Source organism: Nitrospirillum viridazoti CBAmc, from assembly GCF_000730165.1.
Lineage (GTDB): Bacteria > Pseudomonadota > Alphaproteobacteria > Azospirillales > Azospirillaceae > Nitrospirillum > Nitrospirillum viridazoti.
Genome location: NZ_CP022112.1, coordinates 775,691 through 798,920 on the forward strand (window position 1 = coordinate 775,691; position 23,230 = coordinate 798,920).

Annotated in this window: 22 protein-coding genes; 19 read left to right on the plus strand and 3 right to left on the minus strand. The window is 67.8% G+C overall.

Features of this window, described 5'->3' with window-relative positions; translation table 11 throughout:
• Positions 1-71 precede the first annotated feature (71 nt).
• Positions 72-848: a cyclase family protein gene (locus Y958_RS25205; RefSeq protein WP_040850271.1), complete on the plus strand. Its 777-nt coding sequence runs from the start codon at positions 72-74 to the stop codon at positions 846-848.
• A 186-nt stretch (positions 849-1,034) separates the two neighbouring features.
• Complete coding sequence (locus Y958_RS25210) at positions 1,035-1,298, plus strand: hypothetical protein (RefSeq protein ID WP_040850272.1); 264 nt, start codon at positions 1,035-1,037, stop codon at positions 1,296-1,298.
• 65 nt (positions 1,299-1,363) lie between these two features.
• On the opposite strand, the gene Y958_RS25215 is transcribed toward Y958_RS25210, so the two are convergent.
• Positions 1,364-2,167, minus strand: coding sequence for an AraC family transcriptional regulator (locus tag Y958_RS25215; RefSeq protein WP_088874656.1), 804 nt, complete (start codon positions 2,165-2,167; stop codon positions 1,364-1,366).
• A 172-nt stretch (positions 2,168-2,339) separates the two neighbouring features.
• On the opposite strand from Y958_RS25215, the gene Y958_RS25220 reads away from it, so the two are divergent.
• From Y958_RS25220 to Y958_RS25230, 3 genes are all read left to right on the plus strand, one after another.
• Positions 2,340-3,605 carry an MFS transporter gene (locus Y958_RS25220; RefSeq protein WP_338039515.1) on the plus strand — a complete coding sequence of 422 codons (1,266 nt, stop codon included), beginning with the start codon at positions 2,340-2,342 and terminating at the stop codon, positions 3,603-3,605.
• 89 nt (positions 3,606-3,694) lie between these two features.
• Complete coding sequence (locus Y958_RS25225; RefSeq protein WP_088874657.1) at positions 3,695-3,982, plus strand: type II toxin-antitoxin system ParD family antitoxin; 288 nt, start codon at positions 3,695-3,697, stop codon at positions 3,980-3,982.
• Complete coding sequence (locus Y958_RS25230) at positions 3,979-4,368, plus strand: type II toxin-antitoxin system RelE/ParE family toxin (protein ID WP_186291607.1); 390 nt, start codon at positions 3,979-3,981, stop codon at positions 4,366-4,368. The genes Y958_RS25225 and Y958_RS25230 overlap by 4 nt, the downstream gene beginning before the upstream one ends.
• Before the next feature lie 70 nt (positions 4,369-4,438).
• On the opposite strand, the gene Y958_RS25235 is transcribed toward Y958_RS25230, so the two are convergent.
• Entirely contained in the window at positions 4,439-6,535 is a 2,097-nt protein-coding gene (locus Y958_RS25235) for a S9 family peptidase (protein ID WP_088874659.1), read from the minus strand.
• Positions 6,536-6,908: 373 nt separating this feature from the next.
• On the opposite strand from Y958_RS25235, the gene Y958_RS25240 reads away from it, so the two are divergent.
• The 6 genes from Y958_RS25240 (at position 6,909) to Y958_RS25265 (ending at position 13,558) form a co-directional block, all read left to right on the plus strand.
• A complete protein-coding gene (locus tag Y958_RS25240) occupies positions 6,909-7,904 on the plus strand; it encodes an ABC transporter substrate-binding protein (RefSeq protein ID WP_088874660.1) in 996 nt (331 codons plus the stop codon).
• Positions 7,905-7,978: 74 nt separating this feature from the next.
• On the plus strand, positions 7,979-8,800 hold the full coding sequence (locus Y958_RS25245) for an ABC transporter permease (RefSeq protein ID WP_040850280.1): 822 nt from the start codon (positions 7,979-7,981) through the stop codon (positions 8,798-8,800).
• Between the two features lie 3 nt (positions 8,801-8,803).
• Positions 8,804-9,595, plus strand: coding sequence for an ABC transporter ATP-binding protein (locus Y958_RS25250; protein WP_088874661.1), 792 nt, complete (start codon positions 8,804-8,806; stop codon positions 9,593-9,595).
• Positions 9,558-11,390: an ATP-binding protein gene (locus tag Y958_RS25255; protein WP_088874662.1), complete on the plus strand. Its 1,833-nt coding sequence runs from the start codon at positions 9,558-9,560 to the stop codon at positions 11,388-11,390. Before Y958_RS25250 ends, Y958_RS25255 begins: the two co-directional genes overlap by 38 nt.
• Positions 11,374-12,708, plus strand: coding sequence for a sigma-54-dependent transcriptional regulator (locus Y958_RS25260; protein ID WP_004271838.1), 1,335 nt, complete (start codon positions 11,374-11,376; stop codon positions 12,706-12,708). Before Y958_RS25255 ends, Y958_RS25260 begins: the two co-directional genes overlap by 17 nt.
• 13 nt (positions 12,709-12,721) lie before the next feature.
• Positions 12,722-13,558, plus strand: a complete 837-nt coding sequence (locus Y958_RS25265; RefSeq protein WP_088874663.1) for a beta-keto acid cleavage family enzyme — start codon at positions 12,722-12,724, stop codon at positions 13,556-13,558.
• Between the two features lie 9 nt (positions 13,559-13,567).
• On the opposite strand, the gene Y958_RS25270 is transcribed toward Y958_RS25265, so the two are convergent.
• Positions 13,568-13,762: a helix-turn-helix domain-containing protein gene (locus Y958_RS25270; protein ID WP_088874664.1), complete on the minus strand. Its 195-nt coding sequence runs from the start codon at positions 13,760-13,762 to the stop codon at positions 13,568-13,570.
• Between the two features lie 141 nt (positions 13,763-13,903).
• Here Y958_RS25270 and Y958_RS25275 point away from each other — a divergent pair, with 141 nt between their 5' ends.
• The 8 genes from Y958_RS25275 to Y958_RS25310 all read left to right on the plus strand — a co-directional run bounded on the left by Y958_RS25275 (position 13,904) and on the right by Y958_RS25310 (position 22,996).
• Positions 13,904-14,551 carry an XRE family transcriptional regulator gene (locus Y958_RS25275; protein ID WP_186291608.1) on the plus strand — a complete coding sequence of 216 codons (648 nt, stop codon included), beginning with the start codon at positions 13,904-13,906 and terminating at the stop codon, positions 14,549-14,551.
• A 157-nt stretch (positions 14,552-14,708) separates the two neighbouring features.
• Positions 14,709-15,014 carry a hypothetical protein gene (locus tag Y958_RS25280; RefSeq protein WP_145727619.1) on the plus strand — a complete coding sequence of 102 codons (306 nt, stop codon included), beginning with the start codon at positions 14,709-14,711 and terminating at the stop codon, positions 15,012-15,014.
• 293 nt (positions 15,015-15,307) lie between these two features.
• Positions 15,308-15,799: a MarR family winged helix-turn-helix transcriptional regulator gene (locus tag Y958_RS25285; RefSeq protein WP_088874667.1), complete on the plus strand. Its 492-nt coding sequence runs from the start codon at positions 15,308-15,310 to the stop codon at positions 15,797-15,799.
• On the plus strand, positions 15,796-17,883 hold the full coding sequence (locus Y958_RS25290; RefSeq protein WP_145727618.1) for an FUSC family protein: 2,088 nt from the start codon (positions 15,796-15,798) through the stop codon (positions 17,881-17,883). The genes Y958_RS25285 and Y958_RS25290 overlap by 4 nt, the downstream gene beginning before the upstream one ends.
• Positions 17,880-18,095: a DUF1656 domain-containing protein gene (locus Y958_RS25295; protein WP_088874669.1), complete on the plus strand. Its 216-nt coding sequence runs from the start codon at positions 17,880-17,882 to the stop codon at positions 18,093-18,095. Before Y958_RS25290 ends, Y958_RS25295 begins: the two co-directional genes overlap by 4 nt.
• Positions 18,096-18,114: 19 nt before the next feature.
• Positions 18,115-19,116 (plus strand): efflux RND transporter periplasmic adaptor subunit, encoded by a 1,002-nt coding sequence (locus Y958_RS25300; RefSeq protein ID WP_186291609.1) that lies wholly within the window; start codon positions 18,115-18,117, stop codon positions 19,114-19,116.
• Positions 19,117-19,280: 164 nt separating this feature from the next.
• Positions 19,281-20,771, plus strand: a complete 1,491-nt coding sequence (locus Y958_RS25305; protein ID WP_088874671.1) for a tetratricopeptide repeat protein — start codon at positions 19,281-19,283, stop codon at positions 20,769-20,771.
• Positions 20,768-22,996: a tetratricopeptide repeat protein gene (locus tag Y958_RS25310; RefSeq protein WP_088874672.1), complete on the plus strand. Its 2,229-nt coding sequence runs from the start codon at positions 20,768-20,770 to the stop codon at positions 22,994-22,996. Before Y958_RS25305 ends, Y958_RS25310 begins: the two co-directional genes overlap by 4 nt.
• Positions 22,997-23,230 lie beyond the last annotated feature (234 nt).

Here is a 23,230-nt window from a genome sequence, read left to right on the forward strand (position 1 = left end):
ACACCAGCGTATCCGGGTCATAAACCCGAGCGGTCCCGTCGTCCGTGGTAGTACAGACAGGAACCGGCAGCATGGCCCGCACCTTCATCGACATCTCCGTCACCCTCGACAACGACGTGGTGGCCGACCCGCCCTTCATGCGCCCACATATCGAGTACCAGACGCATAAGGACACGCTGCATGAGTTGACGGTGTTCTTCCCCGAACTGGATCCCAACGACATGCCGGATGCGGAGTTCGCGGCAGCCGAGACCGTGCGCCTGTCCACTCACAACGGCACCCATCTGGACGCGCCCTGGCACTACGCCTCCACCATGAACAAAGGGGAGCGGGCCATCACCATCGATGAGGTGCCGCTGGAATGGTGCTTCAACCCCGGTGTGAAGCTGGACTTCCGCCACCTGCCCGACGGCCATGTGGTCAGCGCGGCGGAGGTTGAGGCGGAACTGGCCCGCATCGGCCATACCTTGCAGCCGCTGGACATCGTGCTGGTCAACACGCGGGCCGGTTCCCGCTACGGTCACGCCGACTTCCTAGGCGCCGGCTGCGGCATGGGGCGGGAGGCGACGCTATACCTGACGGAACGCGGCGTGCGTGTCACCGGCACCGACGCGTGGAGCTGGGACGCCCCCTTCCCCCACACCGCCAAGAAGTTCGCCCAGACCAAGGACGTGGGCCTGATCTGGGAAGGCCACAAGGCCGGCCGCGACATCGGTTATTGCCACTTGGAAAAGTTGTACAATCTGGAGGCCCTGCCCGCCACCGGCTTCACCGTCAGCTGCTTCCCGGCCAAGATCAAAGGTGCCTCGGCCGGCTGGACCCGGGCGGTCGCCATCATCGATGGGTAAAGCCGGCAGATGCGACGCCATACAACCAAAATAAGAAATTTTTTCGGCTCTACCACTTTTCAAATTGACGATTGGTGCATTGCGGCACACCTTATGCGTGCCCTGTCGCACATGCGAACAATTTAAGGCCGCGCGCTGCGGCACGCATCGTCCTGGGCGTCAACCCTTTGAAAAATGGAGATCGGAATGGCCGGCGTGACTGAATTCACCAACACCCGCATCTCGGGCCACGGCGCCAACATCGCGGGGGGCATCGGCAGCTATGTCTGGGGTGGCCCCTCCCCCAACGTCACCATCTTCGCCGTGACGGGCCAGGGCCTGTCGAAGGGTGAGGAATACATCATCACCGCCACCGTCCTGCTGGGCCCGGCGCTACCCGTTCCCTTTGTCGTCACCTACACGGGCCAAATGGCCGGCGCGCCGGCCATCGCCACCTTCGAGGCGGTCTGACCCTCCGCATGGTCCCTCTGGGATTAAGGGCAGGGCGGCATCCGGTTGGGGGCCGCCCTGTTCGTTCAGGCACGCAGGTAACGGCTGGGTGGCACACCCAGCAGGCGCTTGAACATGCTGGTGAAGGCGGCGGGGCTGTCATAGCCCAGATCCAGCGCCACGGTGGTCACCGGGTCCCCCGCCACCAGCCGGGGCAAGGCCGCGAACAGGCAGGCTTGCTGGCGCCAGGCGGCGAAGCTGAGGCCGGTTTCGCCCCGGAACTGGCGGGTAAAGGACCGGCGGCTCATGCCCAATTCATGGGCCCAGCCATCGATGGTGGCGTGCGGGTCGGGATCGGCCACGAAGGCGCGGCAGCGGGCCGCCAACCGCGCATCGGTGGGCAGCGGCATGGACAACGGCAGCACGGGCAGCGACGCCAGGTCATGCAGCAGCAGGGCCATGATCATGCCGCCACGGCTTTCTGCCGGCACATCATCCACCGGCAGTTCCGCCGCTTCCATCAGCAGGGCATGCACCAGCGGCGTCACGCCCACCACCTGGCAGCGACCGCCGCCAGGGGCCAGGGTGTCGGGCCCGCGCGCAGCCGGCAGCACGGTCGGGTCGATGTATAGGCTGCGCATCGCGGCGGGGCCCACCACCACCGCCACCTCATGCACCACGCCGGCCGGGATCCACACGGCCCGCTCCGCCGGGACCATCCAGGCGCCCTGCGCGGTCGCCACCGTCATGACGCCCCGGATGACATACAGCAGCTGGCAGCGCCGATGCTGGTGCGGCGGCAGCACGTGCCCCGGCGGATAGTCGTTGCCCAGCGCGAAGACCGGCTGCGGCGCCGTCTCGTAAACCTGGGAGCGGACGTCGCGGACCATAAACGTATCTCTCTCCTGGTTGGCCCAGTCCCGGAATAGTTTGGCCTAAAGACGAAAGCAGGCCGCCAGCATGCGCGCTAGCTTGTCCATCGGCCGCCGAAATGCAAGGGGGCTGGTTGGGAAATCGGGAGGTCGCGGCGCCACGCGGCCCCATGGGATGGGAGTGTCACCAGTGAGTCAGGCTGAAAGCGTGGGTGCGTCCGCACCATCCCCCGTGGCGCAGACGGCCATGGGCCAGATTGGGACCAAGGCCGGGGGCACCGTGTTTTCGGTGCTGGGGGCCATCAGCTTCTGTCATCTGTTGAACGACATGATGCAGTCCATGCTGCCGGCCATCTACCCCATCCTGAAGGGCAGCTTCGACCTCAGCTTCAGCCAGGTGGGCCTGGTGACCCTGGTCTACCAGATCACCGCCTCCCTGCTGCAGCCGTTGATCGGCCTTTATACCGACGCCAAGCCCAAGCCCTATTCCCTGTCCATCGGCATGGGGTTCACCCTGGTGGGCCTGGTGCTGCTGGCGACGGCGCCCAGCTTTCCCCTGGTGCTGGCGGCGGCGGCCCTGGTGGGCACAGGCTCATCCGTCTTCCATCCGGAATCGTCCCGCGTGGCCCGCATGGCCTCGGGCGGGCGGCACGGCCTGGCCCAGTCGCTGTTCCAGGTGGGCGGCAACGCCGGTTCCGCCCTGGGGCCGCTGCTGGCTGCCTTCATCATCGTGCCGCACGGCCGGGGCAGCATCGCCTGGTTCTCCCTGGCCGCCTTCCTGGGCATGATCGTCCTGGCCAAGATCGGCCTGTGGTACCAGCGCAACGCCAAGCCCAAGGCCGCCAAGACGGTGAAGGAGGATCTGACGGGCCTGACGCCACGCCAGGTCGGCCTGGCCTTCGCCATCCTGCTGGCGCTGATCTTCTCCAAATATGTCTACCTGGCCAGCATCACCAGTTACTTCACCTTCTATCTCATCCAGACATTCGGCCTGTCGGTGAAGGCGGCTCAGTTGCACCTGTTCATCTTCCTGGGCGCGGCAGCGGTCGGCACCATCGCCGGCGGGCCCATCGGCGACCGCTTCGGACGCAAACATGTCATCTGGTGGTCCATCCTGGGCGTGCTGCCCTTTACCCTGATCCTGCCCTACGCCAACCTGTTCTGGACCAGCGTGCTGAGCGGTGTCATCGGCGTCTGCCTGGCCTCCGCCTTCCCGGCCATCGTCGTCTATGCCCAGGAGCTGATGCCGGGCAAGGTCGGCACCGTGGCCGGCCTGTTCTTCGGCCTGGCCTTTGGTGTCGCTGGTGTGGCGGCGGCGGCCCTGGGCTGGCTGGCGGACCTCACCAGCATCACCACCGTCTATAAAATCTGCGCCTACCTGCCGGCCCTGGGCATCCTGACAGTGTTCCTGCCGGATATCGAAGGGGCGATGAAGCGGGCGCGCCGGGCGGGGTAAGGCCGAACAATGCCCGTTTCGCTTTATTGGCTGGACTACGGCGATGTGGTATCAAACTTTGACAGAAGCACCATGGACAAGGGTGAGCCATGAGCGGACGGAATTTTAGCCTCACACCTCACTTAAGCGGCTTCGTCGACGAGCAAGTATCCTCGGGGCGCCACCAGAACGCCAGCGAGGTCGTTCGCGAAGCTCTCCGTCGTTATGAGAACGATATCCTCATCAACCAGGCGCATGTCGCCGCCTTGGAAAAGGTGGTCGAGGCGGGGGCTACGGATATTGAGCGGGGCGATTACGTCGAAATTTCTGGCGACGACGGATTGCAGGTTCTGCTGGAGGAACTGCATAGCAAGGCGCGAGCGCGAGTATCGAAGTGAGCACATTTCGCCTCACTCGATCTGCCCGTGCTAATCTTGATGATATATTGGTATGGAGTGCTGAAAACTTCGGCCTGGCGGCAGAGCTTCGATATTCGACGCTCATTATCCAAGCCATCAAGGACGTTGCGCAGGTCCCCGGCCATCCCTTGATTGTTTGGGAAAGAGTCGGGCGGCGGGAGGTTGGCTTCTACCACATCAGCCATAGTCGCCGGCATGTGCCCAATCCGGATGATCAGGTCGCCGAGCCGCGGCATTACCTTGTGTTTCGCCATCAGCCGGAAGATGTCATCGAAATTCTGGGCATCATTCACGAACGCATGTTGCGCCGGAAGGCCGTCCGCGAAATCTTCCGAAAAATCGAGAAGGTGGGATTGCGGCCATAAGGCTCCATCAAAAAAGGGGCCGCCCCACGGACGCCCCCCTTCTCCACTCGCTTTCGGCTGACGCCTGGCCTTACTTGGCCTCGGCCGTCCAGGTATTCAGCCAGCCCAGCACCTCCTGGTGCCACTGGACGGAGTTCTGGGGCTTCAGCACCCAGTGGTTCTCATCGGCGAAGTAGACCAGCTTGCTGGGCACACCCTTGCGCTGCAGGGCGGTGAAGGCGCCCAGGCCCTGCTCGAAGGGAATGCGGAAGTCGCGGCCGCCGTGGATGATCAGCTGTGGCTTCACCCACTGGTCGACATGGTTGGCTGGGTTGAACCGCTCGTACCCGGCCGGGTTCTCCCAGACCTTGCCGCCGTTCTCCCACTCGCTGAACCACAGCTCCTCGGTGGAATAGCCCATCATGCGGTTGTCGAAGACGCCGTCATGGTTGACCAGGCACTTCCACGGGCCGTTCCAGTTGCCGGCGATCCAGTTGATCATGAAGCCGCCGTAGCTGGCGCCCAGGGCGCAGGCCCGGTCGCCGTTCAGGAAGGGGTACTTGGCCAGTGCCGCGGCCCAACCCTTCTGCAGGTCTTCCAGCGGGCGGTCGCCCCAATGCTGGCTGATGGCGTCGGTGAAGGCCTGGCCGTAGCCGGTGGAGCCGTGGAAGTCGATCATGACCACGGCATAGCCCGCACCGGTGTAGGCCTGCGGATTCCAGCGGAAGCTCCAGGCGTTGCCGAAGGAGCCCTGAGGGCCGCCGTGGATGATGAAGGCCACCGGGTACTTGTGGCCTTCCTGGTAGTTGGCCGGCTTCACGACATAGCCGTGGACCGTCTCGTTGTTCCAGCCGGGGAAGCTGAACTGTTCATAGGCGCCCAGGGTGACGTTGGCCAGCGTCCCGGCGCCCACATGGGTCAGCTGCTCCGCCTTGCCGCCCTTCAGCGACACCTTGTAGGCCTGCGACGGGCCGGACAGGCTGTCGGCCATATAGACCACGCCCTTGTCCCCGCCCTTCACCAGGTCGATGGCCGTCACATGGCCCTCGCCGGTCAGCGCCTTCACGGCACCCGACTTCACGTCGACGGAGAACAGCTTGGACTGGCCTACGTCGTAGGCCGTGGTCAGCAGGGTGCGGCCATCGGCGGTCCAGGCCAGCGTGTCGGCGGAACGGTCCCAGCTGGGGTCGATCTCGCGCGTCTCGCCGCTCTTCAGGTCGCGCACCATGATGCCGAAGCGGTCGGCCTCGAAGGTCGGCCGCTTCATGGCCCGCCAGGCCATCTTGGACCCGTCGGGGCTGAACACGGGGCCCGTGTCCATGGCGGCGTTGCCGGCCGTCAGGTTGACCGGGGCGGTGCTGCCGTCCATGGGGACCTGCCACAGGTCCAGGTTGGTGCTCCACGGTTCCGTGCGGCCGGCCAGGCGGGCGGTGAAGACCACGGTCTTGCCGTCCGGGCTGATGGTGATTTCGCTGTCGTCGCCGAAAGGCTTGCCCGGCGCGTCGCCGTCGAAGCCCTTCATCAGCGGCACGGGCGCGCCGGTGGCCACTCCCTCGCCGTTCAGCGCCAGGGCGAACAGGTGGTTGCGGGTGCCGTCGGCCCATTCATCCCAATGCCGGACGAAGACCTTGTCGAACACCACGCCGCTGGACTTGGCGATGTCCGCCGGCTTGGCCGGCTTGTCGCCCGTTTCCGTGCCGGGGAACACGGCCATGGAGACGACGATGTGCGTGCCGTCCGGCGCCAGGTTGAAGCTGCCCACGTCCAGCGGCAGGGCGGTCACCTGGGTGGCTTGAGTGCCAGCCGCATCCGTCTTCCACACCTGCTGGCTACCGGAGCGGCCGGACATGAAATAGAGGCTCTTGCCATCGGCCGACCAGCGCGGGGTGCTGGCGCCGCCATCGGAAATGGCCAGGCGATGGCCGTCGCCCTTGCCATCGATCTCTTTCACCCACAGGGAGTGGGCGGCCTTGTTGTTGGCGTAGTCGACGGTGCGGACGTCGAAGGCCAACAGGCGACCATCGGGCGAGACGCGCGCGTCGCTGGCGCGGTCCATCGTCGCCAGTTCCATCGGCGTCAGGCCGTGCGCGGCCTCTGCCGCCATGGCCACAGGCGAAACGGTGACGGCCAGGGCCAACGCCAGAGGCGCGCCCAGGGCGTACCCAAGGGCGTATAGGGAACGGTTCATCCAAGCTCTCCGAAAGGCAGGAACCCCATCGGCCTTGCGGCCGCTTGGACGCCGTCATAGCGCAATTCGCCGCCGTCGCCTACGCCGCTTGACGGCACAAGACCGGCCGCTGCCCGGTCGCGGCGGAAAAGGTGACAGCCCCGTCCCCGCCGTGGCGGAAAAACCGCCAGCGGGGCGTTGCCGCGCCCCTTCCCCGCTTAAGACCCGACCCGCGCACGGTGGCAGGGATGCTGGCGTTTCAAGCCGTTCTCCCTCCCGGTGAGGGTTTGACCCGGCGGTTGGCACAGCTTCTGCTAGTATTGCCGATAGTTCCAAGACGACCAGGAACCGCCGGCGCGGATCGGCGGCCACCAAAGCCCGGGAGGTATTTAAGATGACGCTCAAGAAAGCCCTGCCCCCAAAGACCCTGTTGGCCGCCCTTCTGGCCGCGTCCGCCCTGTCGCTGTCGGCCTTGCCGGCCGCCGCCGAGGATGTGGTGCGCCTGGGCAACCTGAAGCTGGCCCACTTCGGCGCCGTGTCCTATACGCAGATGCTGACCGACTGCGGCATCAAGGTGGAGGAGCGGATTTTCGCCAAGGGCCCCGACATCATGCAGGCCATGGTGGCCGGTGAGCTGGACGTGGGCGCCACCGCGTCGGAGGCCGCCATCTCCGGCCGCGCCGCCGGCGCGCCCATCTACATCGTCGCCGGTTTCGCCAAGGGCGGCGCCCGCCTGGTGGCGGCGCCCGAGGCCAAGGTGACCAAGGTCGCCGACCTGAAGGGCAAGAAGGTGGGCGTCACCCGGGGCGGCATCCAGGAGGTGCTGCTGGCCGCCGAGCTGGCGCAGAACAATCTCACCTGGTCCGACCAGCCGGGCAAGGACGTGCAGATCATCTACCTGAACTATCCGGACCTGAACCAGGCCCTGATGCTGAAGCAGCTGGATGCCATCATGCAGACGGAGCCGCAGGGCTCGCAGGCCGTGAACGGCGGCTTCGGTGTCGAGGTGATGAAACCCTATGACACCGCCATCGGCAGCCCCGTACGCACCCTGGTGATGTCGGAGGAGTTCCACGACAAGCACAAGGCTGTGGCCGAGAAGTTCATGCGCTGCTTCGTGAAGGCCACCAAGACCTTTATCGACAAGCCGGAGGTGGCATCCAAGTACGTGCGCGAGACGCTGTTCAAGAAGCAATTGACCGAGGCCGACTTCAACAGCGCCATGGGCAACGCCCAGTACAGCTATGACATCGACCCGGCCCAGATCCAGATCACGGGCGAGACCATGGCCAAGTATGGCGTGTCCAAGATGGCCAAGGTGCCGACCGCCACCGACTATGTGAAGCTGGACCTGCTGGCCGACGCCAAGAAAGACCTTGACATCCAGTAAGCGCCTGGGCCCGCCGCCGGCCAAGCGGCGGGCCTTTTCCCATCCGCCTTTCCGCCTTTAAGGGGAGTACCCGAATGCGGCGTAACACCTGGTTGGCGGCCCTGCAGGGGGCCGTCGTGCCGCTCGTGCTGCTTGCCATCTGGCAGGCGGCGTCCAGTTCCGGCCTGGTCAACGCGAAGATCCTGCCCTCGCCCGTGGCGGTGGCCGTGCGCTGGTGGGCCTATCTCGCCCCGGCCGAGCCATATGACCCCGCGAACGGCGGCTACATCGCCTGGCTGTTCTCCGGCGAGCTGATCATGGACGCCATGGGCAGCCTGTATCGCGTCGTCATGGGCTTCCTGGTGGGGGCAATCCTGGCCCTGCCGATGGGCCTGGCCATGGGCGCCAGCCGGGCGGCGTTTCGTTGGCTGAACCCCTTGGTGGAGGTGCTGCGGCCCATTCCGCCCATCGCCTACATCCCGCTGTCCATCCTGTGGTTCGGCCTGGGCAACCCACCGGCCATTTTCCTGATCTCGCTGGGCGCCTTCTTCCCCGTGCTGGTGAACACCATCGCCGGGGTGCGCCAGGTAGACGGCATCTATCTACGCGCCGCCCGCAATTTGGGCGCCGGGCCCCTGACCATCTTCCGCCGCGTCATGCTGCCGGCGGCCACGCCCTACATCCTGTCGGGCGTGCGCATCGGCATCGGCACCGCCTTCATCGTCGTGATCGTGTCGGAGATGATCGCCGTGAACAACGGCCTGGGCTTCCGCATCCTGGAGGCGCGGGAGTATTTCTGGTCCGACAAGATCATCGCCGGCATGCTGACCATCGGCCTGCTGGGCCTGGCCATCGACAGCGGCGTCACCCGCATCAACAACCATCTGCTGCGCTGGCACCGCGGGCTGGAGCACTGAACCATGTCCGACATCCTGATCAACCACGTCTACAAGCGCTTCGCCGTCCCGGGGAACGAGGTGGTGGCGCTGAAGGACATCAACCTGGACATCGCGTCGGGGGAGTTCGTCTGCCTGCTGGGCCCCTCCGGCTGCGGCAAGTCCACCCTGCTGAACGCCATCGCCGGCTTCTCCCACCCCACGGAGGGCAGCATCACTGTGGGCGGCCGCCCGGTGGTGGAACCCGGGCCCGACCGGGGCATGGTCTTCCAGGAATACGCCCTGTTCCCCTGGATGACGGTTTTCAAGAACGTCCGCTTCGGGCTGGAGGTCAAGGGCGTAGCCAATGATGTGGCCGACGCCAGGGTGCGCGAGCTGCTGGACATGCTGGGCCTGTCGGAATTCGGCGAGCGCTTCCCCAAGGATCTCTCCGGCGGCATGCGCCAGCGCGTCGCCATCGCGCGCGTCCTGGCGCTAGACAGCCCCGTCCTGCTGATGGATGAGCCCTTCGGCGCGCTGGACGCCCTGACCCGCCGCTCCCTGCAGGATGAACTGCTGAAGATCTGGGCGCGCTTGGGCAAGACCATCGTCTTCGTCACCCATTCCATTGAGGAGGCCATCTACCTGGCTGACCGCATCGTCGTCCTGACCTACCGCCCCGGCACTGTGAAGCGCGATATCAGGGTGGAGATGCCGCGACCGCGCGACGCCGCCTCGCCCGAGTTCAACACGCTGAAGCGCGAACTGTCCCGCCTGGTGTCGGAGGAGCAGCAGCGTCATGAGGCGGCGGAACGCGCCGGCCTCACCACCGACTGATCCCCACTTGGCCGGCCCCTTCCCCTTCACGGCGCGCCTGCGCGGCATGAGCACCGGCGGCGCCCTGGCGCTGCTGCTGGCGGCGGTGGGGGCCGTGGGGATATGGGTGCTGGCCGTAGGCCATGCCGAGCGGCGGGCGGTGGAGGCCGTGGCCGCCGACGCCCGTCATCGGCTGGAGATCTACGCCAACAACTTGGACAGCGCGGTGGAGCGTTTCGACTACCTGCCCACCGTCGCTGCGCGGGATCCAGCGGTGGCGGCGCTGGCGGCGGCCGGCTTCGGCCATACCGACCCGGTTGAGGTCGACCGTGTGAACCGCTATCTGGAAGCGGTGAACGCAAGTGCCGGATCCGCCGTCCTGTACCTCATGGACGCCGAGGGGCGGACCGTGGCGTCCAGCAACTGGAACCGGCCGGATAGCTACGTGGGCGTGGACTTTTCCTACCGGCCCTATTTCAGGGACGCGCGTGACCAGGGCGTGGGCCGTTTCTATGGCGTGGGCACGGTCACCCGGCTGCCCGGCTATTTCATCGCGGCACCGGTGGAGCGGGACGGACGTCGCGTGGGCGTGCTGGCGGTCAAGATCGTGCTGGACGCGCTGGAGGATGGCTGGCGCACCTCTCACGATGCGGTGCTGGTGGCCGACCGTTTCGGTATCGTCTTTTTGTCGTCCAATCCGGAGTGGAAGTTCCGCGCCCGCCGGCCGCTGGACCCGGACACCGTGACGTACCTGAATGAGACCCGTGAATATGTCGGGCTGGACCATCCACCCCTGGTGCTGCCCCGCTCCCTCCGGACCCATCCGGATCTGCTGGTGGAACGGGGGCTCAGCCGTTATGGCTGGACCATCGCGCTGGCCGCAGACGCCCACCCCGTGGCCCAGGCCGCCGCCACGGCCCGCATCGGCCTGGCGCTGCTGTTGCTGCTGGCGCTGGCCATCGGCCTCTATGTACGCCAGCGGGTGAAACGCCTGCGGGAACAGCGGCTGGCCAAAGCGGCCCTGGACCGCGCCTACCAGGACCTGGAACGCCAGGTGGAAGCGCGCACCGCGGACCTGCGCGACGCCCAGGCCGAACTGGTGCAGGCCGCCAAGCTGGCCATGATCGGCCAGGTGGCGGCGGGCGTGACCCATGAACTGAACCAGCCGCTGACGGCCCTGCGCGCCCTGGCCGACAACGCCCGCCTGCTGCTGGACCAGGGCCGGCAGGCGGAGGTCAGCCAGAACCTGACCCACATCGCCGGGCTGGTGGACCGCATGGCCAAGATTTCCAGCCAGCTGCGCAATTTCTCCCGCCGCAGCGAGGGACCGGCCCAGCCTGTTGCCCTGCCCGGCGCGGTGCAGGAGGCGCTGGCCTTGCTGGACCGCCGCCTGAAGGAGGCGCGGGTCCAGGTGACGGTGGACGTGCCGGAGGTGACGGTGGCCTTCGATCCCGTGCGGCTGCAACAGGTGCTGGTCAACCTGATCCGCAACGCGGAGGATGCGACGGCCGGGGTGGCCGAACCCCACATCGCCATCACCGCCGTGCCCGCCCTACTGGACCAGCGCGCCGCCGTGCGGGTGACGGTGGCCGACAACGGCCCGGGCCTGGACCCGGCGGTGCGCGACCGGCTGTTCGACCCCTTCGTCACCACCAAGCCGGGCGGCCAGGGCCTGGGCCTGGGCCTTGCCATCTCCCTGGCCATCGCCCAGGAATATGGCGGGCAGCTGGAGGCCCGCGATGGGGACGACGGCGGGGCCGTCTTCCTGCTGACCCTGCCTTTGATTTCAGTTGAGCATGATGACGCAATCACCTGATATCGCACCTATAGTCCTGTTCGTGGATGATGAGGAGATCATCCGCCTGACCGTGCGCCAGACGCTGGAGCTGGCGGGTTTGGCCGTGACGACCTACCCGACTGCGGAGGCGGCGCTGGCCGATATCTCGGCCGACACGCCCGGCATCTTGGTGACCGACGTGCGCCTGCCGGGGATGAGCGGGCTGGACCTGCTGTCGCGGGTACGGGCGCTGGATGCGGAACTGCCGGTGGTGCTGGTGACCGGCCAGGGCGATGTCTCCATGGCGGTGCGCGCCATGCAGGACGGCGCCTACGACTTCATCGAGAAGCCCTTCGTCACCGACCATTTCGTGGAGGTGATCCGCCGCGCCCTGGAGAAGCGCGCCCTGGTGCGGGAGAACCGGCGCCTGCGCCAGGCCCTGGACCAGAACGCGGCGGTGGAAAACCATCTGCTGGGCCAAAGCCCGGCCCTGGTGCGTACCCGTCGCCTGGTGGCGGATCTGGCCGGCACCGATGTGGACGTGCTGGTGCTGGGCGAGACGGGCTCGGGCAAGGAACAGGTGGCCCGCGCGCTGCATGAGGGCGGGCCCCGGGCCGCATTTCCCTTCGTCGCCGTGAATTGCGGCGCCATCCCCGACAGCATGTTCGAAAGCGAGATGTTCGGGCATGAGGCCGGCGCCTTCACCGGGGCCGCCAAGCGCCGGGTGGGCAAGATCGAATACGCCCATCGCGGCACGCTGTTCCTGGATGAGATCGAGAGCATGCCGCCGGCCCTGCAGGTCAAGCTGCTGCGGGTGTTGCAGGACCGGGCACTGGAACGGCTGGGCGGCAACGACAGGGTGACGGTGGACCTGCGCGTGGTGGCGGCCACCAAGGAAAACCTGCTGGACCTGGCCAACGCCGGCCGGTTCCGCGCCGACCTTTATTACCGGCTGAGCGTCGTCACCCTGACCTTGCCACCTTTGCGCGACCGGCGGGAGGACATCCCCCTGCTGTTCCAGCACTTCGCCCTGCAGGCGGCCGCCCGCTTCCGCCGTCCTTATGCCGAGCCCACGCCCGCCCTGCTGCGCGCCCTGATGCTGAAGGACTGGCCGGGCAATGTGCGCGAACTGCGCAACGCTGCCGACCGTCATGCCCTGGGCCTAGGCGAAGATGAAGGGTCGGGGACCGAGGGCGGCTCCCTGGCCGACATCCTGGACGGGGTGGAGCGCCATCTGATCACCGAGGCTTTGCGCGCCAGTGGCGGCCAGGTGACCCGGGCGGCGGAAACGCTGGGCGTGCCGCGCAAGACGCTGTACGACAAGATGAAACGCCTGAATATTGGCGGCGCAGAATGAATTGGGGCACCGAATGAACGCCGATCCCGTGATTCTGACCGTGGCGCCCAACGGCGCCCGCCGGCTGAAGACCGACCACCCGGCCATCCCCTTGGACCCGGCGGAGATCGCCCAGGATGCCGCCGCCTGCCTGGAGGCGGGCGCCGCCATGATCCACATGCACGTGCGGGATGCCCAGGGCCGCCACCTGCTGGACACCGATGCCTATTCCGCCGCCACGGCAGCCGTGCGCCAGGCCTTGGGCGATCGCTTGGTCATCCAGGTGACGACGGAGGCCGCCGGCATCTACCACCCGCCCCATCAGATGGCCGTCATCCGCGCCCTGAAGCCGGAGGCGGTGTCGCTGGCCATCCGCGAGTTGGCCCCAGACGCCGCGCACGAGAAAGAAGCCGCCGACTTCTTCGCCTGGCTGGCGCGGGAGCGGATCATGGTGCAGACCATCCTCTATTCCCGCGACGATCTGCTGCGTTGGCACGATCTGCGCCGTCGCGGCGTGGTGCCGGAGGTGCCGCACTTCCTGCTGTACGTCCTGGGCCGCTACACCGCTGGTCAAGTCAGCGATCCGCGCGACCTATTGCCCTTCATGGCGCCTGTTGCGGACACGCCCGACGACAACACCGGCGACGTGCCCTGGGCCGTCTGCGCCTTCGGCCGGCGGGAGAACGCCTGCGTGCTGACGGCCGCCGGCCTGGGCGGCCACATCCGCGTGGGCTTCGAGAACAACCTGCACTTGCCGGACGGCACCCTCGCCCCCGACAACGCCGCCCTCGTGGCTGCTGCCGCCCAAGGCAGCCGCCTCATGGGCCGTCCGCTGGCCACGGCGGACGGGGTGCGGGCGCGTTTCGGCTGACCCGCGCCTTTAAGTCGCGGTCCTAAAAAAATCATTCGGCATCACCGCCCCCTCAGTCTCTTCCATGATCGCCCGCATGGCGGCGGCATCCGGATGGCGCTGGCCGGTGCACCACCGGGCGACGGTGGAGCGGCTGCGTCCGATGTGGCGGGCGAATTCGGCAGCGGTGAGGCCGTGCGCCTGGAGGTAGTCGGCGAGCGTCATGGCTGAATGGTGCCGAATAGGCAACTTTCTGTCAACGCGTTGCCCGCATGGCGACTGACGATTGGTAGCCGCTGTGGCAACTTCGCTGTCATGATGGACCGACCTCCCAACCGTATCCGTGAACTTCGTGAAGCCAAAAGGATGACCCAGGAACAGCTGGGCGCCCTGATCGGCACCGACAAGACGGTGATCTCCAAGCTGGAATCCGGCCGCACGCGCCTATCGCAGCAGCGCATGATGGCGATCGCCGCCAGCCTGGGCTGCGGTGTGGCGGAATTGCTGGAGCCGGCAACGGCAGCGGTGGCCCCGTCCGACTGGGAGCAGGACGACGCATCCGTCGAGGTGGCGGAGGTCGATATCTACGGTGACCGGCGTGGCGGCTTCCTGTCCAGTCACCAGGGGGCCAGCCATGGAGGCAAGCCGCAGGGCTTCCGTGAGGATGAGACCATCGCCCCCTGGCGCTTCCCCGCCAGTTACCTTTCCGCCGAATTGCAGGTACGGCCCGCCGCCGTGCGTATCGTGGAGGTGCGGGGTGACGGCATGGAGCCCACCCTGCTGCCCGGCGACCGGGTCATGGTCAACCTGGCGGACCAGTCCCCCTCGCCCCCCGGGATCTTCGCCCTGTGGGATGGACAGGGCGTGGTGATCAAGCGCTTGGAACTGATCATGGGCAGCCACCCGCCTATGGTTGAAATCCGCTCCGACAATCCGCATCACCGTGTCTACGAGCGGGCGGCGGCCGATATCGACATCATTGGCCGTGTCGTCTGGGTGGGCCGGCGCCTCTGAGCGCCACTCGTTTTCGATGCGCAAGTTGCCAACTGAGCAACTTATGAATTGACGGGCGGTTGCCGTTCAGGCACCGTCGGGATATCGGCTGTTCTGCCGATGTTCCCCTTCCCCAAGCGCTGACCGCCTGAGGAGCCCTTTCCCTGTGGAGAGGCTGATGACCCGACTTGAGCGCACGACACAGTTTTACTGGCAATTGGCCCAGTTGGCGCGGCACGACACTTTCCTGGACCTGGTGGTGCGGGGCCTGGACGGGCTGGCCGTGGTGGCGCGCACGGCCCCCAGCCACCGTCTGCGCCGGGCCGCCGCCGCCCATATTGGCGTGGCTGCCCGGGCGCATCGTTTCCTGAATGCGGACCGGCTGGAGCAGGCGGCGTTGACACTGACCGCCGCGCCGCGCTGGCCGGTCCCTTGCGAGTCAGACCCGCCATTCGGGTGTGAAGCCGGCTGTCCGAAAGGGTAGGCGCACCGGAAGGATAAGCAGGCGTCTGGTTCACGAGCAATCATAAGTGGTATGGTGGCGCATACCCTCATCAGTGGCGGGTTCACCTAGCAATGGAAAGCCGGGACGCTGTCCACTGTTTGGCCTGTTGTAACGCGCCTACGGCGGTGACGCCGCTGCCGCCGCGCCCCTCGGTTCTTCCCACTCGTACCCCAACCAACCCGTGTTGCTGGCGGCGCCATCATGCCGGCGCAGATCTGGTACCCGTCTATGAACATTTGAATGCTAATCGTTAGGATTCTAATATTCTGGACATGGAACAAACCGCCCCCCTTCCCATTACCCCCCGGCACCGGGCCTTCGGCCTGACGCTCTGCTATCTCGCCCGATGCTGGCGGCGGGAGGCGGACGCGGCATTGAAGGCCTATGGCCAGTCCGAAGCGACGGCCCTGCCGCTGGTGGTGCTGGCCCGCCTGGGCGACGGCATCCGCCAAGGCCAGTTGGCCGATCATGTGGGCGTGGAAGGCCCCTCGCTGGTGCGGCTGGTGGACATGCTGGAAAGGGACGGTCTGTTGGAACGCCGCAACGACCCGCGCGACCGGCGGGTGAAGACCCTGCACCTGACGGCCGAGGGCCGCGCGTTGGCGGTCCGGTTGGACGACGCGCTGGACGGCATGCGCCAGCGCCTGCTGGCCGAGGTGACGCCGGAACAGCTGGATACCGCGCTGACCGTCTTCGCGGCCGTCGAACGCGCCCTGGGCCGGTCCCCGGGCGCCAAGGACGGCACCGAGGGGGATGCACCGTGACCGCGGCCTGGCTATCATCTCTTTTCCGGGGGGTCTCCAAGGGCGCCGGCGACTGGATGTTCGCCGCCAAGACGGCCGCCGCCGCCCTGGCCGCCTTGTATATTGGATTCAGCCTGGACCTGCCGCGCCCCTATTGGGCGGCGGGAACGGTCTTCATCGTGTCGCAGCCGCTGGCCGGCGCCATGCGGTCGAAAGGCGTGTTCCGCGTGCTGGGCACCGTCATTGGCGCCGTGGCCACGGTGGCCATCATTCCCAACCTGGTGGATGCCCCACCCCTGCTGTGCGTGGCCATGGCGCTGTGGACCATGGCCTGCCTGACCCTGGCCCTGCTGGACCGCACGCCGCGCAGCTACATCTTCATGCTGGCAGCCTACAGCACCGCGCTGATCGGCTTCCCCACCGTCACGGACCCCGGCACCGTGTTCGACGCCGCCCTGGCCCGAGTGGAGGAGATCACCGTCGGCATCCTGTGCGCCACCGTCATCGGCAGCGTCATCTTCCCGCGCGGCATCGGCCCCGTGGTCAGCGATCGCATCGACGCCTTCGCCGCCGATGTCACCCGCTGGGCCCGTGACGCCCTGGCCGGGGCGGAGGAAACGGCGGCCACCCGCTCGGACCGGCGCCGCCTGGCCGCCGACGCGGTCGAACTGCAGATGATGGCCACGCACCTGGATTACGACACCAGCCACCTGCACGGCATGAGCCAGGAGGTGCGCCAGCTGCGCCAGCGCCTGGTCATGCTGCTGCCCATCCTGTCGGGCCTGGGCGACCGCGTCCGCGCCTTGAAAGCCGACGGCCGGCCGCTGCCGGCGGCGCTGGAGGCGTTGCTGGCCGATGTCGGCGACTGGGTGGCGGACCTGGAGGCACCGGCGGACCGCACGGCGGATTTGCGCGCCCGCATCGCGGCGCTGCGCACGGCACCGGCCGACTGGCACGACGTGCTGACCCTGAACCTGCTGACGCGGCTGAAGGACCTGATGGACGCCCTGCAGGATTGCCGCGACCTGCGCCGGTACATCATCAGTGGCGGCCATGGGCCCAAGGTGCGCCGCCGCCGGGGCGGCCGGGCGGGGGCGGAGGTGGCGATGCACCGGGACCTGGGCATGGCCCTGTGGTCCGGCGCCGGCGCCGCCATCACCATCCTGCTGGGCAGCGCCTTCTGGATCGGCACGGAATGGGCGGATGGCGCCATCGCCCTGGAAATGGCGGCCGTCGCCTGCTGCTTCTTCGCCGCGCAGGACAACCCGGTGCCGGCCATCCTGGACTTCGCGCTGTACAACGCCGTGGCCGCGGTGCTGGCCGGCATCTACATCTTCGCCATCATGCCGCACATCGACGGCTTCGTGATGCTGGCCTTCGCCCTGGGGCCCATGTTCCTGCTGCTGGGCCGCGTCATCGCCAATCCGCGCCTGGCCGGCCGGGCACTGGCGGTGGGCGCCACCCTGCCCACGCTGGCGGGCCTGAGCAACACCTACAGCGCCGACTTCGCCTCCTACCTCAACAGCGCCTTGGCGCTGGTGCTGGGCATGGGGTTCGCGGGGCTGGTGACGGCGCTGGTGCGCGCGGTGGGCGCGGAATGGGGCGCCCGGCGCATCCTTCGCGCCTGCTGGTACGACATCCGGGCCGTGGCCGACATGCGCGCCCCCGCCCCCGACGGCGGCCTGCGCCCCGTGTTCGCCGGCAAGCTGCTGGACCGCATGGGCCTGCTGGTGCCGCGCTTGGCCGCCCTGCCCCCAGGATCGGAAATCGCAGCCGCCGATGCCCTGGCCGACATCCGCACGGGCATGAACGTGCTGGAGCTGCGCGGGGTGGAACGGGCCCTGCCCGTGCCGGCGCGGGCGGCGGTGGACGGGACGCTGTCCCTGCTGGCCGACCATTACCGGGCGGTCTGCCGCGCCGGTGCCCCGCGCCCGCCCTCGCCACAGTTGCTGGCCGGCATCGACGCCGCCCTGGCGGCGCTGATGCCCCTGCCTGACCGCAAGCCGCGCCAAGCGTTGCTGGCCTTGGCCGGCATCCGCCGGGCCCTGTCGGACGGTGCGCCCGACCTGCCGCCGCCCACCCCGGAAGAAAGCCTGGCCGCATGATCGGCGAAATGGACATTCACGGCGTCTTCGTCTCCCCCCTGCTGGTCTGGGGCGTGGTCGCCTTCCTCATCTCCATGGCTGTGCGCTGGGTGCTGCGCCTGGTGGGCGCCTATCGCCTGGTCTGGCATCGGCCGCTGTTCGACCTGGCCGTTTACGTCATCGTCCTGGGCGGCGTCGCCGCCGCCTTCACCCACTACACTCCTTATCCTTGACTTGCTGGACGTCGCCGCCATGCGCAGCTTCATCACCGCCCTGACCCGACTGGCCGTCACCCTGGTCGTGGTCGCCATCGCCGCCCTGGTGGGCTGGCGCTTCTGGATCTACTACATGGAAGAGCCATGGACCCGCGACGGCCGGGTGCGCGCCGATATCGTGGGCGTGACGCCCGACGTCTCCGGCCTGGTGGATGAGGTGCTGGTGCATGACAACCAGACTGTCACCAAGGGCCAGGTGCTATTCCGTATCGACCGCGCCCGCTTCACCTTGGCGCTGCAGCAGGCCGACGCCGCCGTGGCCGCCAAGAAGGCCAACTTCGACGAACTGGTGCTGGAGCGCAACCGCTATGAGTCGCTCAGCAGTTCCGCGGTGTCGCGGGAGAAGCAGGAGCAGACGGTGGCGGCCGCCAAGCAGGCCGAGGCCATCTACCTGCAGGCCGTGGCCGACCGCAACGTCGCCAAGCTGAACCTGGACCGGACAGAGGTGATGGCCACCGTGAACGGCTACATCACCAACTTCGACCTGCGCCCCGGCGACTATGTCACCGCCGGCAAGGCCGTGACCGCCCTGGTGGACAGCGACAGCCTGCACGTCCAGGGCTATTTCGAGGAAACCAAGCTGGGCCGCATCCATGTGGGTGATCCGGTGACCGTGCGCCTGATGGGCGACCCGCGCAGCTTCAGTGGCCATGTGGAGAGCGTGGCCGCCGCCATCGAGGACCGGGAGCGCACGGACGGCAGCAACCTGCTGGCCAACGTGAACCCCACCTTCAGCTGGGTGCGCCTGGCCCAGCGCATCCCGGTGCGGGTGGTGCTGGACAACCCGCCGGCCGACCTGCGCCTGATCCCCGGCCGCACCGCCACCGTGGCGGTGGTGGGCTCCGACGCCGTGCTGAAAACGCCCCTGACCAAGCTGCCCCATCCGACGCCGCAGGGCACCCAGCAGCCCCAGGCGTCCCCGCCGGTAGCACCGACACCCCAGCCGGCGGTCCCCGCCACCAAGCCCAAGGCGCGGTGACCAAAACTGTCCGAGGAAGAGCGTGAAAGGGGCGCTGCCGCCCCTCTTCATTCAGGGACATGACGTCGCAGTCCAGCAGGCCCCCGACAGCCAGCGGGCCCCGCCCCGTTTAATGACCCAGGCGCCCCGTGGGCGGGTGCCGGGGCATCGGGGGCGATCGGCATATGGAAGGGGCATCCGGCACGGCGGGCGTGCCCACGGGCAGCATGCCCAGCGCCGAGGCCATCCGGCGGGCGATCCTGCGGCTGGAAGGTGCGGTGGCGGACAGCCCCACATCCATCGATGCGCGCTTTCACCTCGGCGTCCTGTTGCAGGCCGACGGCCGGCGGGACGAGGCGGTGGCGCAGTACCGCCAGGCCTTGGTGCTGAACCCCTTCGACGCCCATTTGCACAACGCCCTGGGCATCGCGCACCACGACGCCGGCGACATGGCCCAGGCCATGAGCTGTTTCGAGGATGCGCTGGCCAGCGATCCGGACGATCCCCAGGCGCACAACAACATGGGCCACCTGCTGCAGGTGGAGAACCGGCTGGACGACGCGCTGGCCTTCTTCGATTGGGCGCTGGCCCTGCGGCCTGACTATCCGGAGGCGCTGAACAACAGCGGCGTGGTCAGGCAGATGCAGGGCCGGCTGGACCAGGCCGTCGCCCTATACCGCCGCGCCGTGGCGCTGCGCCCCGACTATGCCGCCGCGCACAAGAACCTGGGCATGACCCTGCTGGCGGCCGGCCAATATGAGGAAGGCTGGCGGGAGTTCGAATGGCGCTGGCAGGACGCCCAACTGGCCGGTGCCCGCCGCCCCTTTACCTGCCCGCAATGGCGCGGCGAGGAGGCGCCTGGCCGCATCGTGCTGATCCATGGGGAACAAGGCTACGGCGATAGCCTGCAGTTCTGCCGCTACATCCCCCTGGTGGCCGAACGCGGCCTGCGCGTGGTGGTGGAAGTGCCCCAGCCCCTGGTCCGGCTGATGCGCCGTCTGCCGGGGGTGGAGCAGGTGGTGGCCCATGGCCAGGCCCTGCCGCCGTTCGACCTGCATTGCCCGATGATGAGCCTGCCGCTGGCCTTCGGCACCACCCTCGCCACCATCCCGGGGCCCCTCCCTTATCTGGCGGCCGATCCGGCGGAGGTGGAGATTTGGCGACGGCGCCTGGTGCTGGCAGCGCCGGGTGACAACCGGCCCTTGGTGGGATTGGTTTGGGCGGGGGCAGCCCGCGCCGGTACGCCCGACGTGGCGGTGGCCGATCGCCGCCGGTCCATGGGCCTGGCCGCCCTCATGCCCCTGTTGGATGATGACCGCGTGCGTTTCATCAGTCTGCAAAAGGACGCGGCGGAGACGGAGGTGCCACCCGGCCTGGGCGGCCTGATCGACAGCGCTGTGGATTTCGCCGACACCGCCGCCCTGGTCAGCAACCTGGATCTGGTGATCAGCGTCGACACCGCCGTGGCCCATCTGGCGGCCGCCATGGGCGTCAGCGTCTGGCTGCTGAACCGTTTCGACAGCTGCTGGCGCTGGCTGCGCGGCCGGGATGACAGTCCCTGGTATCCCACGACCCTGCGTCAGTTCCGGCAAGCGCGCCTGGGTGACTGGGGAGACGTCGTTAAATCCGTACGCGCGGCCCTGGCCGCCACCTTCACCTCTGGAAACCGCCCATGACCGCCCGCCCCGCCGCCGTTCCCAAACCGCCCCTGCCGCCGGCGCAGAAGGCCTTCGCCGCCGCTGTGGTACAACACAAGGCCGGTCGGTTGGAGGCGGCGGCGGTGCTGTACCGCAAGGCGCTGTCGCTGATGCCCCGCCACCCGGAAAGCCTGCACCTGCTGGGCGTCGTCGCCTTCCAGCAGAAGCGCATGGATGAGGCGATGGCGTTGATCACCCAGGCCCTGGCCTTGAGGCCGGCCTTCCCCGAGGCGCTGAACAACCTGGGCACGGTGCGGGAGGCGCAGGGCGACATCGATGCCGCCGCCGATTGCTTCCAGCGCGCCGTGGCGCTGAAACCAGACTTCGCCGAAGGATACAACAACCTGGGCAATGCCTTGAAGGCTCAGGGAAAGTTGGAGGAAGCCCTGGCGGCGTTGGGCCGGGCGCTGGAGCTCCGCCCCGCCTATGCGGAGGCGCACAACAACCGGGGTGTCGTCCACCGCCTGCAAAGCCGCTGGGCGGAGGCTGAAGCCGGCTTTCGCCAGGCACTGGCGGCCAAACCCGCCTATGTCAACGCACTCTACAACCTGGGCCTGGTGCTGCGCTTGACTGGCCGGCTGGCGGAGGCCCTGCCCTGGCTGGAGCAGGCGGTGGACCGGGCGCCCGACCATGCCGAAGCCTGCTTCAACCTGGGCCTCGCCTTGCAGGACCTGGACAGGCACGACGACGCCCTGCCGCACCTGCGCCGGGCGGCAGCCCTGCGCCCCGACGATCCCGTGCCCCACAGCAGCCTGGGCACCACCCTGCAGACCCTGGGGCACGCGCCGGAGGCACTGCTGTGCTACCAGCGGGCGCTGTCGTTGAATCCTGATTTCGCCGACGCCCACAACAATATGGGCCTCATCCTCTACGTCCACGGCCGCTATGCCGAGGCGGAGTCTTGTTTTGCCCGCGCCATCGCGCTGTTGCCCGGTAATCCCAAGACCCACAATAACTTAGGGCTCGCCCTTCTGGCGCAGAGTAAGGGCGCGGCGGCGGCGCGAGCCTTCGACCTGGCCATTGACGCCCAGCCGGACTATGCCGAGCCACACAACAATCTCGGCATGGCCCTGCATGCGGAGGGGCAGATGGATCTGGCGCAGGCCAGCATCCAGGCGGCCTTGGCCCTGAATCCGGATTATCCGGAGGCACACAACAACTTGGGCGCCGTTTTTCAGGCGAAAGGTGAGCTGGACATGGCCGCCGCCTGCTTCCGCCGCGCCATCGCGCTGAAGCCGGACTACGGCGCCTGCCACAACAATCTGGGCATGTCGCTGCTGGCCGCTGGGCAGTACGCCGAAGGCTGGCGGGAATATGAATGGCGCTGGCGCACCCGCCAGATGACGCCCTATGCCCGTCAGTTTCCCCAGCCGCAATGGCGGGGTGAGGACGCCGCCGGCAAGACCATCCTGATCCACGCCGAACAGGGCCTGGGCGATACCCTTCAGTTCAGCCGCTACCTACCCCTGGTGGCGGCGCGGGGCCTGCGCATCACGCTGGCCGTCCAGCCGCAAGTGGCCCGCCTGCTGCGCCCCCTGCCCGGCGTGACCCACATCCTGGTGGAGGGGGAGCCCCTGCCGCCCTTCGACCTGCAGTGTCCGATGATGAGCCTGCCGCTGGCCTTTGGCACCACGGTGGAAACCATCCCGGCGGAGGTGCCCTACCTGGCCGCCGACGCGGGGGACGTGGCCGTCTGGCGTGATCGCCTGGCGGGCGACGGCGCGGGCTTGCGCGTCGGCCTGGCCTGGGCCGGCAATCCCCGGCGCGACCGGCCGGAATTGGCGGCGGTCGACCGACGCCGCTCCGTGGCGCCGGAGTTGCTGATGCCGCTGAGCACCGTGCCCGGCATGCGCCTCTACAGCCTGCAGAAGGACGACACGCCGCCGGCCGCCTTCCCCATGGTCGATCCTATGGCCGAGGTGGCGGACTTCGCCGACACCGCCGCCCTGATCGCCAACCTGGACCTGGTGATCAGCGCCGACACCTCGGTCGTCCATCTCGCCGGCGCGCTGGGCAAGCCGGTGTGGGTGATGAACCGCCACGACAGCTGCTGGCGATGGTTCCGGGGCCGGAACGACAGCCCCTGGTATCCTACCCTGCGCCTGTTCAACCAGGCGGCACCGGGGGACTGGGATGGCGTGGTGGCCGAGGTGCGGGCGGCGCTGATGGAGTTGCATCATACAGCAGCCGAGTGGCCGCAATGAATCCAGCCACCAGCATTACCGAACCATACACCAGCCACGGGGTACGGGAGATCACGGCCACCGTCAGCAACGCCAGGAATGTGGGGAAGAACCCGACATAGAGCGCCCACCCCTTCCAGCCCGAGGGGCTGACTTTGAGGCCCTTGATCGTAAAGGCGCCACGCTGAGGCCCAAACCACCCCTTGCGCCACTCATTGCTCATGAAGAACCCCTGACTGATTTCACATTGCAAAA

Coding starts and splice junctions, on each gene's coding strand:
- Y958_RS25205 (WP_040850271.1), top strand. CDS start 72: ATGGCCCGCACCTTCATCGACATCTCCGTCACCCTCGACAACGACGTG.
- Y958_RS25210 (WP_040850272.1), top strand. CDS start 1,035: ATGGCCGGCGTGACTGAATTCACCAACACCCGCATCTCGGGCCACGGC.
- Y958_RS25215 (WP_088874656.1), bottom strand. CDS start 2,167: ATGGTCCGCGACGTCCGCTCCCAGGTTTACGAGACGGCGCCGCAGCCG.
- Y958_RS25225 (WP_088874657.1), top strand. CDS start 3,695: ATGAGCGGACGGAATTTTAGCCTCACACCTCACTTAAGCGGCTTCGTC.
- Y958_RS25235 (WP_088874659.1), bottom strand. CDS start 6,535: ATGAACCGTTCCCTATACGCCCTTGGGTACGCCCTGGGCGCGCCTCTG.
- Y958_RS25240 (WP_088874660.1), top strand. CDS start 6,909: ATGACGCTCAAGAAAGCCCTGCCCCCAAAGACCCTGTTGGCCGCCCTT.
- Y958_RS25245 (WP_040850280.1), top strand. CDS start 7,979: ATGCGGCGTAACACCTGGTTGGCGGCCCTGCAGGGGGCCGTCGTGCCG.
- Y958_RS25250 (WP_088874661.1), top strand. CDS start 8,804: ATGTCCGACATCCTGATCAACCACGTCTACAAGCGCTTCGCCGTCCCG.
- Y958_RS25255 (WP_088874662.1), top strand. CDS start 9,558: ATGAGGCGGCGGAACGCGCCGGCCTCACCACCGACTGATCCCCACTTG.
- Y958_RS25260 (WP_004271838.1), top strand. CDS start 11,374: ATGACGCAATCACCTGATATCGCACCTATAGTCCTGTTCGTGGATGAT.
- Y958_RS25265 (WP_088874663.1), top strand. CDS start 12,722: ATGAACGCCGATCCCGTGATTCTGACCGTGGCGCCCAACGGCGCCCGC.
- Y958_RS25270 (WP_088874664.1), bottom strand. CDS start 13,762: ATGACGCTCGCCGACTACCTCCAGGCGCACGGCCTCACCGCTGCCGAA.
- Y958_RS25275 (WP_186291608.1), top strand. CDS start 13,904: ATGACCCAGGAACAGCTGGGCGCCCTGATCGGCACCGACAAGACGGTG.
- Y958_RS25280 (WP_145727619.1), top strand. CDS start 14,709: ATGACCCGACTTGAGCGCACGACACAGTTTTACTGGCAATTGGCCCAG.
- Y958_RS25285 (WP_088874667.1), top strand. CDS start 15,308: ATGGAACAAACCGCCCCCCTTCCCATTACCCCCCGGCACCGGGCCTTC.
- Y958_RS25295 (WP_088874669.1), top strand. CDS start 17,880: ATGATCGGCGAAATGGACATTCACGGCGTCTTCGTCTCCCCCCTGCTG.
- Y958_RS25300 (WP_186291609.1), top strand. CDS start 18,115: ATGCGCAGCTTCATCACCGCCCTGACCCGACTGGCCGTCACCCTGGTC.
- Y958_RS25305 (WP_088874671.1), top strand. CDS start 19,281: ATGGAAGGGGCATCCGGCACGGCGGGCGTGCCCACGGGCAGCATGCCC.
- Y958_RS25310 (WP_088874672.1), top strand. CDS start 20,768: ATGACCGCCCGCCCCGCCGCCGTTCCCAAACCGCCCCTGCCGCCGGCG.